The organism is Streptomyces sp. NPDC093261 (assembly GCF_044753645.1).
In the GTDB taxonomy this organism is placed as follows: domain Bacteria; phylum Actinomycetota; class Actinomycetes; order Streptomycetales; family Streptomycetaceae; genus Streptomyces.
The window spans coordinates 287988-302917 of the sequence record NZ_JBIVNO010000001.1; the positions used below are offsets into that span (position 1 = coordinate 287988).

General features: G+C 72.4%; 17 protein-coding genes. 3 read left to right on the plus strand and 14 right to left on the minus strand.

Translation table 11 applies throughout. The annotated features are described in order from the left end of the window. The 6 genes from trpC to hisI form a co-directional block, all read right to left on the minus strand. Positions 1-810: an indole-3-glycerol phosphate synthase TrpC gene (gene trpC / locus ACIP94_RS01360; RefSeq protein WP_402417926.1), complete on the minus strand. Its 810-nt coding sequence runs from the start codon at positions 808-810 to the stop codon at positions 1-3. A 176-nt stretch (positions 811-986) separates the two neighbouring features. Then, entirely contained in the window at positions 987-1445 is a 459-nt protein-coding gene (locus ACIP94_RS01365) for a DUF2752 domain-containing protein (RefSeq protein ID WP_402417928.1), read from the minus strand. Positions 1446-1583: 138 nt separating this feature from the next. After that, complete coding sequence (locus tag ACIP94_RS01370; protein ID WP_402417929.1) at positions 1584-1832, minus strand: HGxxPAAW family protein; 249 nt, start codon at positions 1830-1832, stop codon at positions 1584-1586. A 163-nt stretch (positions 1833-1995) separates the two neighbouring features. Continuing rightward, positions 1996-2634, minus strand: coding sequence for a TIGR02234 family membrane protein (locus tag ACIP94_RS01375; protein ID WP_402417931.1), 639 nt, complete (start codon positions 2632-2634; stop codon positions 1996-1998). Positions 2635-2916: 282 nt separating this feature from the next. Next, on the minus strand, positions 2917-4404 hold the full coding sequence (locus ACIP94_RS01380; RefSeq protein ID WP_402417933.1) for an anthranilate synthase component I: 1488 nt from the start codon (positions 4402-4404) through the stop codon (positions 2917-2919). A gap of 11 nt (positions 4405-4415) precedes the next feature. Beyond that, positions 4416-4820 (minus strand): phosphoribosyl-AMP cyclohydrolase, encoded by a 405-nt coding sequence (gene hisI, locus ACIP94_RS01385; protein WP_402417935.1) that lies wholly within the window; start codon positions 4818-4820, stop codon positions 4416-4418. A gap of 82 nt (positions 4821-4902) precedes the next feature. Here hisI and ACIP94_RS01390 point away from each other — a divergent pair, with 82 nt between their 5' ends. Next, complete coding sequence (locus ACIP94_RS01390; RefSeq protein ID WP_402417937.1) at positions 4903-5538, plus strand: TIGR03085 family metal-binding protein; 636 nt, start codon at positions 4903-4905, stop codon at positions 5536-5538. A gap of 81 nt (positions 5539-5619) precedes the next feature. On the opposite strand, the gene hisF is transcribed toward ACIP94_RS01390, so the two are convergent. From hisF to hisD, 8 genes are read right to left on the minus strand one after another with little or no spacing between them, the layout of a single operon-like run. Beyond that, the gene (gene hisF / locus ACIP94_RS01395; RefSeq protein ID WP_402417939.1) at positions 5620-6375 is read right to left on the minus strand and encodes an imidazole glycerol phosphate synthase subunit HisF; all 756 of its coding nucleotides are present in this window, start codon (positions 6373-6375) and stop codon (positions 5620-5622) included. A gap of 25 nt (positions 6376-6400) precedes the next feature. Next, positions 6401-6793: a RidA family protein gene (locus ACIP94_RS01400; protein ID WP_402417940.1), complete on the minus strand. Its 393-nt coding sequence runs from the start codon at positions 6791-6793 to the stop codon at positions 6401-6403. A 16-nt stretch (positions 6794-6809) separates the two neighbouring features. After that, positions 6810-7532 (minus strand): bifunctional 1-(5-phosphoribosyl)-5-((5-phosphoribosylamino)methylideneamino)imidazole-4-carboxamide isomerase/phosphoribosylanthranilate isomerase PriA, encoded by a 723-nt coding sequence (gene priA / locus ACIP94_RS01405; protein WP_402417941.1) that lies wholly within the window; start codon positions 7530-7532, stop codon positions 6810-6812. A 3-nt stretch (positions 7533-7535) separates the two neighbouring features. Next, positions 7536-8183 (minus strand): imidazole glycerol phosphate synthase subunit HisH, encoded by a 648-nt coding sequence (hisH, locus tag ACIP94_RS01410; protein ID WP_402417943.1) that lies wholly within the window; start codon positions 8181-8183, stop codon positions 7536-7538. Further along, the gene (locus ACIP94_RS01415) at positions 8174-8338 is read right to left on the minus strand and encodes a hypothetical protein (protein WP_402417944.1); all 165 of its coding nucleotides are present in this window, start codon (positions 8336-8338) and stop codon (positions 8174-8176) included. The genes hisH and ACIP94_RS01415 overlap by 10 nt, the downstream gene beginning before the upstream one ends. Before the next feature lie 4 nt (positions 8339-8342). Continuing rightward, positions 8343-8936, minus strand: coding sequence for an imidazoleglycerol-phosphate dehydratase HisB (hisB, locus tag ACIP94_RS01420; protein ID WP_402417946.1), 594 nt, complete (start codon positions 8934-8936; stop codon positions 8343-8345). After that, positions 8933-10042, minus strand: coding sequence for a histidinol-phosphate transaminase (locus tag ACIP94_RS01425; protein WP_402417948.1), 1110 nt, complete (start codon positions 10040-10042; stop codon positions 8933-8935). Before ACIP94_RS01425 ends, hisB begins: the two co-directional genes overlap by 4 nt. Beyond that, positions 10039-11364, minus strand: a complete 1326-nt coding sequence (hisD, locus tag ACIP94_RS01430) for a histidinol dehydrogenase (protein WP_402417950.1) — start codon at positions 11362-11364, stop codon at positions 10039-10041. The genes ACIP94_RS01425 and hisD overlap by 4 nt, the downstream gene beginning before the upstream one ends. 683 nt (positions 11365-12047) lie before the next feature. Between hisD and ACIP94_RS01435 the strand changes: the two genes are divergently transcribed. Beyond that, a complete protein-coding gene (locus ACIP94_RS01435; protein WP_402417951.1) occupies positions 12048-13628 on the plus strand; it encodes an oxidoreductase in 1581 nt (526 codons plus the stop codon). Positions 13629-13882: 254 nt separating this feature from the next. After that, positions 13883-14920 (plus strand): hypothetical protein, encoded by a 1038-nt coding sequence (locus tag ACIP94_RS01440; RefSeq protein WP_402417953.1) that lies wholly within the window; start codon positions 13883-13885, stop codon positions 14918-14920. Positions 14921-14930 lie beyond the last annotated feature (10 nt).

Genomic DNA, 14930 nt, shown 5'->3' on the forward strand with positions numbered 1-14930 from the left:
TCAGTCCCGCCCGTGCCGCAGCGCCGGGTGGGCGCCCGCCGCCACCAGGTCGGCGACCGCGGCCTTCGGGTCGCGCCCGGTCACCAGGGACTCGCCCACGAGCACCGCGTCGGCGCCCTCGTTGGCGTACGCGATCAGATCGTGCGGCCCCCGGACGCCGGACTCGGCGACCTTCACGATCCCCTCGGGGACCTCGGGGGCGATCCGTTCGAACGTCGTGCGGTCGACCTCCAGGGTCTTCAGGTTGCGCGCGTTGACGCCGATCACCTTGGCGCCGGCGTCAACCGCCCGCTCGACCTCGTCCTCGTCGTGCACCTCCACGAGCGGCGTGAGCCCGATGGACTCGGCGCGTTCGATGAGGGACTCCAGGGCGGGCTGGTCGAGGGCGGCCACGATCAGCAGCGCGAGGTCGGCGCCGTAGGCCCTGGCCTCCCAGAGCTGGTACGAGGTGACGATGAAGTCCTTGCGCAGCACCGGGATGTCGACCCGGGCACGGACGGCCTCCAGGTCGGCCAGCGAGCCGCCGAAGCGGCGCTGTTCGGTCAGCACGGAGATGACGGCCGCGCCGCCCGCCTCGTAGTCCGCGGCAAGGACCGCCGGGTCGGCGATCGCGGCGAGCGCGCCCTTGGAGGGGCTGGACCGCTTCACCTCGCAGATCACCTTGACGCCGTCGCCCCGCAGCGCCGCCACCCCGTCCTTGGCGGGGCGGGCCTTCGCCGCGCGCTCCTTGAGCTCGTCGAGGCTGACGCGTGCCTGCCGCTCCGCGAGGTCGGCACGGACTCCGTCGATGATCTCGTCGAGCACACTCACGCGAGCGGCCCCCTTCCTGACGGTTGAGGATTGTAGAAGCTGACGTCGCCTCGAGGCTCGGTCCACCGGGACCGCCTCGCGGGCGGAACCACTGGTCACTGCGATGGTATCCGGAGGAAGGCGTAGACCTCGCATCCGGTTGACGCCGGTCCCACTACCTGGACGTTCACGGTCGGTCAAGGGTGCAGCCAGCCGCCGAAGGGCAGATTGCGGACAACGGTGAAGACCAGCAGCAGGGCGCCCAGGCCCCACAGCGGTACCGGGCCGGGGTCGAAACGCAGGCGCCGCCCCCGTACCGCATGGACGGCCCACAGGGTCCACACCACCGTGAACCCCAGATAGCCCGCGACGGCGAGAGCGTTGTCATGGAGCGCCGTGAGGAAGTCCCCGTGCGCGAAGGCGTGCGCGCTGCGCAGTCCCCCGCAGCCGGGGCAGTACAGGCCCGTGTAGCGCAGCAGCGGGCAGACCGGGTAGTGGCCGGGCTGGTTGGGGTCCACGGCCGCGACGTAGGCGAAGGCGCCGACGACGCCCGCGAGCACCCCCGCCGGCGTGGCGATCCGCCGGAGCACGGCGGCGGCCCCGGTCTGTGTGCGGGGCGGCACCGCGCTGGGGAATTCGGCGTTCACGGGAGGCATTCTGCCTGCCCGGTCACCCCCGCGCGCGGGAAGCACGTGAGGCGGGCGCCGGTCCGTCCGGGCGGAGCCGCCTCACGTGCGAGACCGTACGAGACGTGCAGGACGTACGACGTCCGAGGTACGAGGTCGCGGAGGGCTTCAGCTGCCCGTGCTCGCGCCCGCGCTGGCAGGCTGGTGCGCCGAGTGCTCCGGCGTCTTCGGCTGGCCGAGGCCCATCTGGCGCATCACGCCGCCCACGACGCCACCGAGGACGACGATCACCAAGCCCGCCCAGAAGCCGACCGGCTGGGCCATCACGGTGAAGGCGCCGGCGACGCAGAAACCGATGAAGGCGATGATGACACCGGTCCAGGCGGCCGGGGTGTGACCGTGGCTGTTGCCCGCCATGACTTGCTCCTTGCTGGCTGTATGTGCGTGGTGTGAGCCGGACGCTCGGCGCCCATTGTCCCGCACCCGCGTGGAGGGGATGAGCGCGGGGTCACTCCCGGGACGGCCGGATCCGCCTCCGTCACGCCCCTTCGACGCGCTCGCCGGGGGACGCTGGGCACCGTCAGGCGCCCGTGGGGTCCTCACCCCGGTCGAGTGCCTTCCAGAGGTCCTCGGGGCGGTCGGGGTCGAGGGGCTTCGCCTTGCGCGGCCGGGGGGTGCCGTCGCGCTCGTAGCGGCCGGACATCGCGGGCCAGAGGCGCCCGTAGCGCAGGGCGAGCAGTCCGGCGAGGAGGAGGAGCGCGCCGCCGGCCGCCGCCGCATACGGCCATGCCGTGTGGGTGAGCGCGAAGGCGGTCGCGGAGGTGTCGCCGGCCGCCTGGGCCGCCTTCTCGTCCAGCGCCGAGCTGTCCGTGGCGCCGAGGAGCGCCGCGGCGACGACGCCGGCGCCGGAGAGCGCGAGCAGCCCCGCGACGAGGAGGCGCCCGGCCCTGCGGACGGCGAAGACGGCGACGAGCGCGGCGAGGCCCACTATGGCGAGCGCCGCGGGCACGCCCGTGACCTCGCTCCCCTTGGCGGTCAGCGGGAAGTCGCCGCCGGCCACCGTCACGGTCCCCGCCGACCAGCCCTGGCGGGAGGCGAGCAGCGCCACGGCCGCGCCGACCGCCCCGCACAGCAGGGCGAGGGCGAGGCTGCGGCGGCCGGAGCGGACGGGTGCGGCGGCCTCGGTTCGAGGGTGAGGTACGGCAGTCACGTACCCCACTATCGCCTGAACGCCGGGCGAACCGTCACCCGGGCCCCTTGATGGGATGATCGACCCGCCCGGAACGGCATGCCGGTCCGCCGGCGGACCCGCCCGGAACGGCTCGCCAACCCGGCCGGAAACGGGTCATGGACCCACCCGGAACCGAGCCCTGGACCCACCCGGAACCGAGCCCTGGACCCGTCCGGACCGGCTCATCCACCCGTCCGGACCGGCTCATCCACCCGTCCGGACCGGCTCATCCACCCGCCCGGACCGGCTCATCCACCCGCCCGGACCCGCTCACCGTCCCAGCCGATTGGCCGTATGGACCGCCCGCAGTACGGCGGCCGCCTTGTTGCGGCACTCGTTGTCCTCGGCGACCGGGTCGGAGTCGGCCACGACGCCCGCGCCCGCCTGGACGTACGCCGTGCCGTCCCGCAGCAGTGCCGTGCGGATGGCGATGGCGGTGTCGGAGTCGCCCGCGAAGTCGAGGTAGCCGACGCAGCCGCCGTACAACCCCCGTCGCGACGGCTCCAGTTCGTCGATGATCTGCATCGCGCGCGGCTTGGGCGCGCCGGAGAGCGTGCCCGCCGGGAAGCACGCGGTCAGGACGTCGAAAGCCGTGCGCCCCTCCGCGACCCGCCCCGTCACGGTCGAGACGATGTGCATCACATGCGAGTACCGCTCGATGGACATGAAGTCGACGACCTCCACCGAACCGGGCTCGCAGACCCGCCCCAGGTCGTTGCGGCCCAGGTCGACGAGCATCAGGTGCTCGGCCCGCTCCTTGGGGTCGGCCAGCAGTTCCTCGGCGAGCGCCTGGTCCTGCTGCGGGGTCGCGCCGCGGTGCCGGGTGCCCGCGATGGGGTGGACCATGGCCCGGCCGTCCTCCACCTTCACCAGCGCTTCCGGGCTGGACCCGACGACGTCGAAGCCGTCGAAGCGGAACAGGTACATATAAGGCGAGGGGTTGGTGGCCCGCAGCACCCGGTAGACGTCCAACGCGCTTGCCGGGCACGGAGTTTCGAAGCGCTGCGACGGGACGACCTGGAAGGCCTCCCCCGCGCGGATGCGCTCCTTGATGTCCTCGACGGCCGCCCGGAAGTCCGCGCCGCCCCAGCGGGCGGTGTACTCGGGCAGCTCGGAGGGCGGGAGGGCGGCGGCCGGCTGCGGGACCGCGCGGGAGAGGTCGGCCTCCATCGCGTCGAGGCGGGCCACGGCGTCGGCGTAGGCCTCGTCGACGCCCGTGTCGAGGTCGTTGTGGTTGATCGCGTTGGCGATCAGCAGAACCGAGCCCTCCCAGTGGTCCATCACCGCGAGGTCGCTGGTCAGGAGCATGGTCAGCTCGGGCAGCCGCAGCTCGTCCCGCTCGCCCGGGCCGATCTTCTCCAGCCGGCGCACGATGTCATAGCCCAGATAGCCGACCATGCCGCCGGTGAACGGCGGCAGACCGTCCTGGCGGGGCGTGTGCAGGGCCTCGATGGTGGCCCGGAGGGCGGCCAGCGGGTCGCCCTCGACCGGGACGCCGACCGGCGGGGTGCCGAGCCAGTGGACCTCGCCGTCCCGCTCGGTGAGGGTGGCGGCGCTGCGGACTCCGACGAAGGAGTAGCGGGACCACTTGTAGGCCGCGCGGCCGTTCTCCGCCGACTCCAGCAGGAAGGTGCCGGGGCGCTCCCCGGCGAGTTTGCGGTAGAGCGCGACCGGTGTGTCGCCGTCGGCGAGGAGCTTGCGGGTGACCGGGATGACCCGGCGGTCGGTGGCCAGCTTGCGGAACGTCTCGAGGTCCATGGCGGCCGACCTTACTGATCCAGGGCCGACGCGGCGCCGGTCACGGCGTCCCCGAGCAGCACATCGGCGTCGAAGCACGTACGGTCGCCGGTGTGGCAGGCGGCGCCCACCTGGTCGACCTTGACGAGCAGGGTGTCCGCGTCGCAGTCCAGGGCGACCGACTTCACACGCTGGACATGGCCCGAGGTGTCGCCCTTGACCCAGTACTCCTGGCGGCTGCGCGACCAGTAGGTGCAGCGCCCGGTGGTCAGCGTGCGGTGCAGCGCCTCGTCGTCCATCCAGCCGAGCATCAGCACCTCGCCGGTGTCGTACTGCTGGGCGATCGCGGGGAGCAGGCCGTCGGCGCTGCGCTTGAGGCGCGCGGCGATCGCGGGGTCCAGGCCGCTGGGCCTGGCGGTGTCAGACGTACCGGTCATGACGACCATTGTGCCGCGCCCCACCGTCATCACAGGTCACCGTCCGGTGGGCGGACCGTGCCGGCGGCCGTACGCTGACTGCATGTCGACCCATGCGAAGCGTGAACGCCTTCTCCTCGCGGATCTGTTGGAGGCCACGGGCCCGGACGCGCCTACGCTGTGCGAGGGCTGGAACACCCGGGACCTCGCCGCGCACGTGGTGGTCCGTGAGCGGCGCCCCGACGCCGCCGGCGGCGTGCTGGTCAAGCAGCTCGCGCCGCGGCTGGAGAAGGTGATGGAGGAGTACACCGCGAAGCCCTACGAGGAGCTGATCCAGCTGATCCGCACCGGGCCGCCGCGGTTTTCGCCCTTCCAGCTCAAGCAGCTCGACGAGGCGGCGAACACGGTCGAGTTCTACGTCCACACGGAGGACGTCCGCCGTGCCCAGCCCGACTGGACACCGCGCGAGCTCGACCCGGTCTTCCAGGACGCCCTGTGGTCGCGCCTGGAGCGCACGGCCCGGCTGACCGCCCGCAAGGCGCCGACGGGGCTGGTGCTACGCCGCCCGGACGGGCAGACGGCGGTCGCCCACCGGGGCACCCCCGTGGTGACGGTGACCGGCGAGCCCTCGGAACTGCTGATGTTCTCGCTCGGGCGGCAGCGGGTGGCGGACGTGGAGCTGGAGGGCGACAAGGAGGCGGTCGCGAAGGTGCAGGACGCCAAGGAGCTCGGTATCTGAGGGTGCGCTCGGCGGGGGAGCTCGGCGCGGCCCCGGTCCCGCCTCCGCGAGGCGGGACCGGGGCTCAGGCCGGGGGCGGCGTCACCGGACCGGGTGGCCTGCCTCCCGTAGCGTCGCCTTCACCTCGCCGATGCGCAGGTCGCCGAAGTGGAACACGGAGGCCGCGAGCACCGCGTCCGCGCCCGCCGCGATGGCCGGCGGGAAGTGGGCCGCCTTGCCGGCACCGCCCGAGGCGATCACAGGGACCGTCACATGCTTGCGTACGGCCGCGATCATCTCCAGGTCGTAGCCGTCCTTGGTGCCGTCCGCGTCCATCGAGTTGAGCAGGATCTCACCCGCGCCCAGCTCGGCGGCCCGGTGCGCCCACTCGACCGCGTCGATACCGGTGCCCCGGCGGCCGCCGTGGGTGGTCACCTCGAACGCACCGGTCTCCGTGCGGCGCGCGTCGACCGACAGCACCAGCACCTGTCGTCCGAAGCGCTCGGCGATCTCCCGGATCAGGTCCGGGCGGTCGATCGCGGCCGTGTTCACGCCGACCTTGTCGGCGCCCGCGCGCAGCAGCCTGTCCACGTCCTCGGCCGTGCGGACCCCGCCGCCGACCGTCAGCGGGATGAAGACCTGCTCGGCGGTGCGGCGCACCACGTCGTAGGTCGTCTCGCGGTTGCCGGAGGACGCGGTGATGTCGAGGAACGTCAGCTCGTCGGCGCCCTCGGCGTCGTACACCTTGGCCATCTCGACGGGGTCGCCCGCGTCACGCAGGTTCTGGAAGTTGACTCCCTTGACGACCCGGCCGTTGTCCACGTCCAGGCAGGGGATGACTCGGACCGCCAGGGTCATGAATCCACGGCTCCTCTTGCTGCTTCTAGCCTCTGAAGGCTTCCAGTTCCACTTCGACCAGGATGCGCGGGTCCACGAAGCCCTCCACGACCAGCAGGGTCGAGGCGGGGCGCACGGAGTCGAACAGCTCCTTGTGGGCCCGGCCCACCTCGTCGACGTCCCGCAGATGGGTCAGATACATCCGGGTCCGGAGCACCGATTCGGGACCGAGCCCGAACTCGGCGATCGCTTCCAGCGCGCTGGTGAACGCCACCTTCGCCTGCTCGTACGGGTCGCCCTCCCCGTACAGCACCTGCCCACGGAAGGACGTCGTGCCGGCCACCAGCACACGGTCGCCGGCCGCGACGGCGCGCGCGAAGCCGAAGCTCTCCTCCCAGGGACTTCCGCTCTGCACCCGCCGCACGGCTTCCGGTGTCATGACACCACGTCCTTTTTCACGACGTAGCCTCCAAGGCCTCTTCGAGCGTGAACGCCTTCGCGTACAGGGCCTTCCCGACGATCGCCCCTTCGACACCGAGCGGGACGAGGCCGGCGATCGCCCGCAGGTCGTCCAGCGACGAGACACCGCCGGAGGCCACGACCGGGCGGTCGGTGGCGGCGCACACGTTCCTCAGGAGTTCGAGGTTCGGGCCCTTAAGGGTGCCGTCCTTGGCGATGTCGGTGACGACGTACCGCGCGCAGCCCTCCTTGTTCAGGCGCTCCAGCGTCTCGTAGAGGTCGCCGCCGTCGCGGGTCCAGCCGCGGCCGCGCAGGGTCGTGCCGCGTACGTCCAGACCGACCGCGATCTTGTCGCCGTGCTCCGCGATCACCCGGGCGACCCATTCCGGGGTCTCCAGCGCGGCCGTGCCGAGGTTCACGCGTGTGCAGCCGGTGGCCAGGGCGGCGGCCAGGGTGTCGTCGTCGCGGATGCCGCCGGACAGTTCCACCTTGATGTCCATGGCCTGGGCGACCTCGGCGATCAGCGCGCGGTTGTCACCGGTGCCGAACGCGGCGTCCAGGTCGACCAGGTGCAGCCACTCGGCGCCCGCCCGCTGCCAGGCGAGGGCGGCCTCCAGCGGGGAGCCGTAGGAGGTCTCCGTGCCGGACTCGCCGTGGACGAGCCGTACGGCCTGGCCGTCGCGGACGTCGACGGCGGGGAGGAGTTCGAGCTTGGCCATGGTCTACAGGGTTCCGATCCAGTTGGTGAGCAGCTGCGCTCCGGCGTCGCCGGACTTCTCGGGGTGGAACTGGGTGGCCCACAGGGCCCCGTTCTCCACGGCCGCCACGAACGGCTTGCCATGCGTCGACCACGTCACCCTGGGGGCGTGCAGCCGTGAGCCGAGCGTCTCCATGGCCCAGTCGTGGACGGCGTAGGAGTGCACGAAGTAGTACCGCGTGTCCGCGTCCAGTCCGGCGAACAGCTCGGAGCCGGCCGGTGCCTCGACCGTGTTCCAGCCCATGTGGGGCACGACGTCGGCCTGGAGCGGCCCCACCGTGCCGGGCCACTCGTCGAGGCCCTCGGTCTCGACGCCGTGCTCGATGCCGCGGGAGAACAGGATCTGCATGCCGACGCAGATGCCCATCACCGGACGTCCGCCGGACAGCCGGCGGCCGATGATCCAGTCGCCGCGCGCGCTGCGCAGGCCCTGCATACAGGCGGCGAAGGCGCCGACGCCCGGCACGAGCAGGCCGTCGGCGTTCATGGCCCGCTCGTAGTCGCGGGTGATCTCGACGTCCGCGCCCACGCGTGCGAGGGCGCGCTCGGCGGATCGGACGTTGCCGAAGCCGTAGTCGAAGACCACGACCTTCTTCGGGATGGTCAACTCCACACCCCCAGCCGCATGACGCCGGCCACCAGGCACATGCCGGCACCGATCGAGAGCAGGACGACGAGACTCTTCGGCATCTTCTGCTTGACGAAGGAGACGATCCCGCCGACGAGGAAGAGCCCGACGACGATGAGGACGGTCGAGGTGCTGTTCATGGCTTTACAGCGCACCCTTCGTGGACGGGAGGATGCCTGCCGCGCGCGGGTCGCGTTCGCTCGCGTAGCGCAGGGCCCGGGCGAGCGCCTTGAACTGGCACTCCACGATGTGGTGCGCGTTGCGCCCGTAGGGCACGTGCACATGCAGCGCGATCTGGGCCTGAGCGACGAAGGACTCCAGGATGTGCCGGGTCATCGTGGTGTCGTACTCGCCGATCATGGGCGCCATGTTCTCGGGCTCGGTGTGCACGAGGTACGGGCGGCCGGACAGGTCGACGGTGACCTGGGCGAGGGACTCGTCCAGCGGGACCGTGCAGTTGCCGAAGCGGTAGATCCCGACCTTGTCGCCGAGCGCCTGCTTGAAGGCGGCGCCGAGGGCGAGGGCGGTGTCCTCGATGGTGTGGTGCGAGTCGATGTGCAGATCGCCCTCGGTCTTCACGGTCAGGTCGAACAGACCGTGCCGGCCGAGCTGGTCGAGCATGTGGTCGTAGAAGCCGACGCCGGTCGAGATGTCGCTCCTGCCGGTGCCGTCGAGGTCGATCTCGACGACCACCGAGGTCTCCTTGGTGGTGCGCTCCACGCGCCCAACGCGGTTCATGCGCTCTGCTCCTTCTTCAGTTCACGGACCGCGTCGAGGAACGCGTCGTTCTCTTCGGGGGTTCCGGCGGTGACCCGCAGCCATCCCGGTACGCCGTTGTCGCGGACCAGGACGCCCCGTTCGAGGATCTTCCGCCAGGCGGCGTGGGCGTCCTCGAAACGGCCGAACTGGACGAAGTTGGCGTCGGACGCGGTGACGTCGAAGCCGATCGCGCGCAGCTCGGCGACCAGCCGGTCCCGCTCCGACTTCAGCTGCTCGACGTACTTCAGCAGCGTGTCCGTGTGCTCCAGGGCGGCCAGGGCGGTCGCCTGGGTGATCGCCGACAGGTGGTACGGCAGCCGGACGAGCTGGACGGCGTCCACGACCGCCGGGTGGGCGGCGAGATAGCCGAGGCGGAGGCCGGCGGCCCCGAACGCCTTCGACATCGTCCGTGAGACGACGAGATTCGGCCGACCTTCGAGGAGGGGCAGCAGCGAGTCGCCGTGGCTGAACTCGATGTACGCCTCGTCCACGACGACCATGGACGGCCGCGCGGCCTGCGCGGCCTCGTACAGGGCGAGGACCGTTTGCGCCGGGACCGCGTTGCCCGTGGGGTTGTTCGGGGTCGTGACGAAGACGACGTCGGGCCGGTGCTCGGCGATCGCCTTCTCGGCGGCACCGACGTCGATCGTGAAGTCCTCGTTGCGTGGGCCCGAGATCCAGCCGGTGCCCGTCCCGCGCGCGATCAGCGTGTGCATCGAGTACGACGGCTCGAAGCCGATCGCCGTGCGGCCGGGGCCGCCGAAGGTCTGCAGCAGCTGCTGGATGACCTCGTTGGAGCCGTTGGCCGCCCACACGTTCTCGACGCCGACCCGGTGCCCGCCGGTCTTCGTCAGATACTCGGCGAGCCTGGTGCGCAGCTCGACCGCGTCACGGTCCGGGTAGCGGTTCAGGCCGCGGGCGGCCTCGCGCACCCGCTCGGCGATCCGCTCGACCAGCGGCTCGGGCAGCGGGTAGGGGTTCTCATTGGTGTTCAGCCGTACGGGGACGTCCAACTGGGGCGCGCCGTAGGGGGACTTGCCGCGCAGCTCGTCCCGTACGGGAAGATCGTCGATTCCGAAGCTCACTTGCTCGCCGGTACCTTCCAGCCGAACCTGGCCTTGATCGCCGCGCCGTGCGCGGGCAGGTCCTCCGCCTCCGCCAGCGTCACCACGTGGTGCGCGACCTCGGCCAGCGCGTCCCTGGTGTAGTCGACGACATGGATGCCGCGCAGGAAGGACTGGACGGACAGGCCCGAGGAGTGACAGGCGCAGCCGCCGGTCGGGAGCACATGGTTGGAGCCGGCCGCGTAGTCGCCCAGGGAGACCGGGGCCCAGGGGCCGACGAAGATCGCGCCCGCGTTGCGCACCCGGTCGGCCACGGCGGCGGCGTTCGCGGTCTGGATCTCCAGGTGCTCGGCGCCGTACGCGTCGACCACCTTGAGGCCCTCCTCGACGCCGTCGACCAGCACGATCGCGGACTGCCTGCCCGCGAGCGCCGGACGGATCCGGTCCTCGACGTGCCGGGTGGCCTCCACCTGCGGCCGGAGTTCCTTCTCCACCGCGTCGGCCAGCTCCACCGAGTCGGTGACCAGGACGGCGGCGGCCAGCGGGTCGTGCTCGGCCTGGCTGATCAGGTCGGAGGCCACGTGCACCGGATCGGCGGTGTCGTCCGCGAGGATCGCGATCTCGGTGGGACCGGCCTCGGTGTCGATGCCGATCCTGCCGGTGAAGTAGCGCTTGGCGGCGGCGACCCAGATGTTGCCGGGGCCGGTGACCATGCCGGCGGGCGGGCAGGACTCGGTGCCGTACGCGAACATCGCGACGGCGGTCGCGCCACCGGCCGCGTACACCTCGTCCACGCCGAGCAGCGCGCACGCGGCGAGGATCGTCGGGTGCGGCAGCCCGTCGAACTCGGCCTGGGCGGGGGACGCGAGCGCGATCGACTCGACCCCGGCCTCCTGGGCGGGCACCACGTTCATGATCACGGACGAGGGGTAGACAGACCGGCCGCCCGGCGCGTAGAGCCCGACGCGCTCGACCGGCACCCACTTCTCGGTGACCGAGCCACCGGGCACCACCTGGGTGGTGTGCGTGGTGCGGCGCTGCGCGCGGTGAACGAGCCGGGCGCGGCGGATGGACTCCTCCAGGGCCGCGCGCACGGCCGGGTCGAGTTGCTCCAGCGCGTCCTTGAGGGCCTCGGCCGGCACCCGCACCGACTCCAGACGCACACCGTCGAACTTCTCGGCGAAGTCGATCAGCGCCGCGTCGCCGCGATGATGCACGGCTTCGCAGATCGGACGCACCTTCTCCAGGGCGGCCTGAACGTCGAAGTCGGCTCGGGGCAGCAGGTCACGCAGGGCGGGGCCCTCGGGAAGGGCGTCGCCGCGCAGGTCGATTCGGGAGATCACAGGGCCAATTCTCTCAGACGGCGAGGAGACGGCGGACGGCCGTATCAATGGCTGATACGGAGCGTGTGCGGACGGACGGAATCCGTGGCGAAGTGCGCGACGGGGCCGGTTCCTTACGGCGGAGGGGCGAGGCACCCAGGACGACCTGGGCCGGGCGGCGGCGGGCGCGCGGTGAGCGGGCACCGCGCCCACCCGCGGGGCGGGCGGCCCGGGCCGTCGCCAAGCCTGCGGGACGTCGGCGTGTCGACACCGCGCCGGGGGCGGGATGGCGTGTCGAGACCGCGAGGGGGGCGGGACGGTGTGTCGGTTCCGCAGAGGGGCGGGACGGTGCCTCGGGTCCGCGCAGAGGGGCGGGACGGTGTGTCAGTGCCCGTCGCGCGCTGTTCCGTCCGCCCCGGCGCCCGCCCGCCGGGCCGTCGTGTGCGGCGCGCGCCTGTCCGCCCCGCCGTGCACCGTCCGGCCACCCGGCGCCCCCCGGCCCGGGACCCGGTGCGGTGCTCGCCGGGCGGGTGATGGCCGGATCGAGTGGTTTGGCGGCCGTCGGGAGCCGCCAGGAATGGCCGGATCCGGTGGCTCGGACGGCATGCGGAAGATCACCGTCACCTATCGCGTTCGGCCCCTCACCCAGCGGGCATGAACGGTCGTACGAAACTCGCGAGTAGCCGGGGAGGGAGGAGAAAGCCGTGACCGAGGGTGCCGGCATCCGCGCCGGGGACCTGCCGGACGACCTCACCGCCACGGAGGCGGGCATGTGGCAGGCCTTCCGCAACGGCAGCGCGTACGACCTGCGCAGCGGGGACGCCGCCGTGGACGATCCGCACGGCGGCCACCCCTGGGGGCCCGAGCGCAGCGTCCGGGCGCGCATCGTGGCCTGGCTGCTGCTGGACGGCCCGCCCGCGCTGGCGGGGCGCGTGTCCTCGCTCAAGCTGACCGGTGTGCAGATCAGGGACGTGCTGGATCTCGCGGGCGGCAGGATCGTCCCCTTCGTGGAGCTGAAGGGCTGCCGCTTCGAGAAGGAGGTCCTGCTGCCCGAGGCCCGCTTCACGACCCTGCGCCTGGTGAACTGCTCGGTGCCGCGCCTGGAGGCGGCACGGGTGCACACGGAGGGTGATCTGCATCTGCCGCGCTGCCGGTTCCAGGGCGGGGTACGGCTCACCGACGCGCACATCGGCACCGATCTGCTGCTCAACCAGGCCGTCGTCTACCGGGACCGGCGCGGCCGCTCGATCACCGCGGACGGGCTGAGCGTCGGGCAGGACCTCCAGGCCGAGATGCTGGAGTCGTACGGCGAGCTGTCCCTGCGCAGCGCCACCGTCGGCGTCTCGCTGAGCCTGCGTGGCGCCCGGCTGGCCAACCCGTACACCCGGCTGGCGCTGAACGCCCCGCAGCTGACGGTCGAGCGGACGCTGTATCTGACCCCCGCGGGCGTCGGCAACCCCCTGCTGACCAGCGGCACCACACCCGCGCGCGGCACACGGGTGCAGCCGTTCGAGTGCCGGGGCGGCATCCGGCTGGACGACGGGCGGTTCGGGGACGCGGTGGACCTGGACCGGGCCCGGTTCGTCCTCGACGAGGGCCAGGAGCTGTCCCTGCTCCGGGTCCAGGCCCCCGAGCTGCGCTTCCTGGGCGAGCGGCCCGAGCGCGGCAAGGTGGTTCTCTCGGGCGCGCGGATCGTGAGCCTGGTCGACCGGTGGACCAGCTGGCCGGCCCCGGGCGATCTGCACATGGGCGGCTTCACCTACGAGAACCTCGTGCCGCAGGACGCCTTCCCGCTCGCCCGGCGCCTGGAGTGGGTGGCGGCGGCGACCGCCGAGTACAACCCCGAACCGTACGAGCGGCTCGCGACCGTACTGCGCAACTCCGGGGAAGACGAGGACGCCCGCGAGGTGCTGCTCGCCAAGCAGCGGCGGCGGCGCGAGACACTGCCGCTCGCGGCGAAGCTGTGGGGGTACGTCCAGGACTGGACGGTCGCCTACGGCTACCGGCCCGGCCGTGCGGCGGTGTGGATGGCGGTGCTGTGGGCGGCGACCTCGCTCGCCTTCTCGCACGCGAGCCATCCGCCGGTCAACAAGGACGGGCACCCGACGTGGAACCCCTCCCTGTTCGCCCTGGATCTGCTGCTGCCGGTCATCGACCTCGGCCAGGTGGGCCAGTGGCAGCTGAGCGGCGCGTGGCAGTGGCTGGCGGCGGTGGTCATCCTGCTCGGCTGGGTCCTGGCGACGACGGTCGCGGCGGGGGCGACCCGGCTGCTGCGGCGCGGCTGAGGCGCGCGCTGCGGACATGCGGGCATGCGGGCATGCGGACATGCGGACATGCGGACATGCGACAGCGGGACAGCGGACCACGGCAAGAGCGCGGGCCCGCGAAACCGCAGGACATCGACACAGCCACCGCATTGGCGCCCAACAGCTACAAACCATCACCTTTACCCACTCTTGACTGTTGAGAGTACAACTAAATGTCGGTTACGGAAACGTGCTGGCGCGCCCGGACCTGCGCCTTTTCAATGGTCGACACCATGGCACTGCTGCGCACGCTCCTGCGGCCGACACGGATGGCCGTCACGTCCCCCCGCCCCGTCGACGGGCTGCTCGCGGACGACGAGGTCCTGCTCGACGCTCCCGACGAGCGACTGGCCCCCGCGCTGGTGGCGGCGGGGCTCGGCGACCACGGCCCGGCGGCCAGGCTGCTCACGGCCACCCGGGAGACCGGCGAGTGGGAGGACCGCGACCGGTATGTGACACGGCTCGCCGCCTTCGCGCGCTCCCGGGGCGAGTGGTTCGCGCACTGGCGCGCCGTCGCCCCGGACGATCCGGACGCGCTGCTCGTCGCGGCGGAGCTGGCGGTGGCCCGCGGCTGGGAGTCACCCGCCCGTGCCGAACTCCTGCGCGAAGTCGGCCCGTTGATCACGGCGGCGGCCGAGCGCGCTCCCAAGGATCCCGTGCCGTGGCGGGTGGCGCTCGACCACGCGCGCGGCATCGACGCGGACCACACCGAGTTCGGGCGGCTGTGGGGGGAGGCGGTGCGCCGCTCGCCGCACCACTACGGCTGCCATGCCGCGGCCCTGGCGTATCTTTCGGCCGTCTGGCACGGCTCACACGGCGAGTGCTTCGACTTCGCCGAGACCGCCGCGCACGACACGCCGCCCGGCTCCCTGATGCAGGCCCTGCCCCTGCGCGCGGCCTTCGCGTATCTGACGGACCACGGCGGAGCGGTGGTGTCCCGCGACCGGCTGGACGCGGCGGCGGACCGGGCCATCGCGCTGTCGTCCCGGTACGCGCCCGCCGATCCCCGGCCGGCGGAGGTCCGCAATCTCCTCGCCTACGTCCTGGTCGCGCTGGGGCGCAGGCCGGACGCGCTGACGCAACTGCGCCTGATCGGCCCGTACGCCACCTCGTTTCCCTGGGACCGGTTCTCGGACGATCCGCTGGGCCGTTTTCTGGAGCTGCGCACGGCGGTTGGCCGGGAGCCGACGGCGGTGAGAGCGGCCCCCGCGAAGGGGCCAGTTCTCCCACGGAGTGAACGCGCCGGACGCACGCCCGCCCGCGACCATTAGGCTTTCCGGT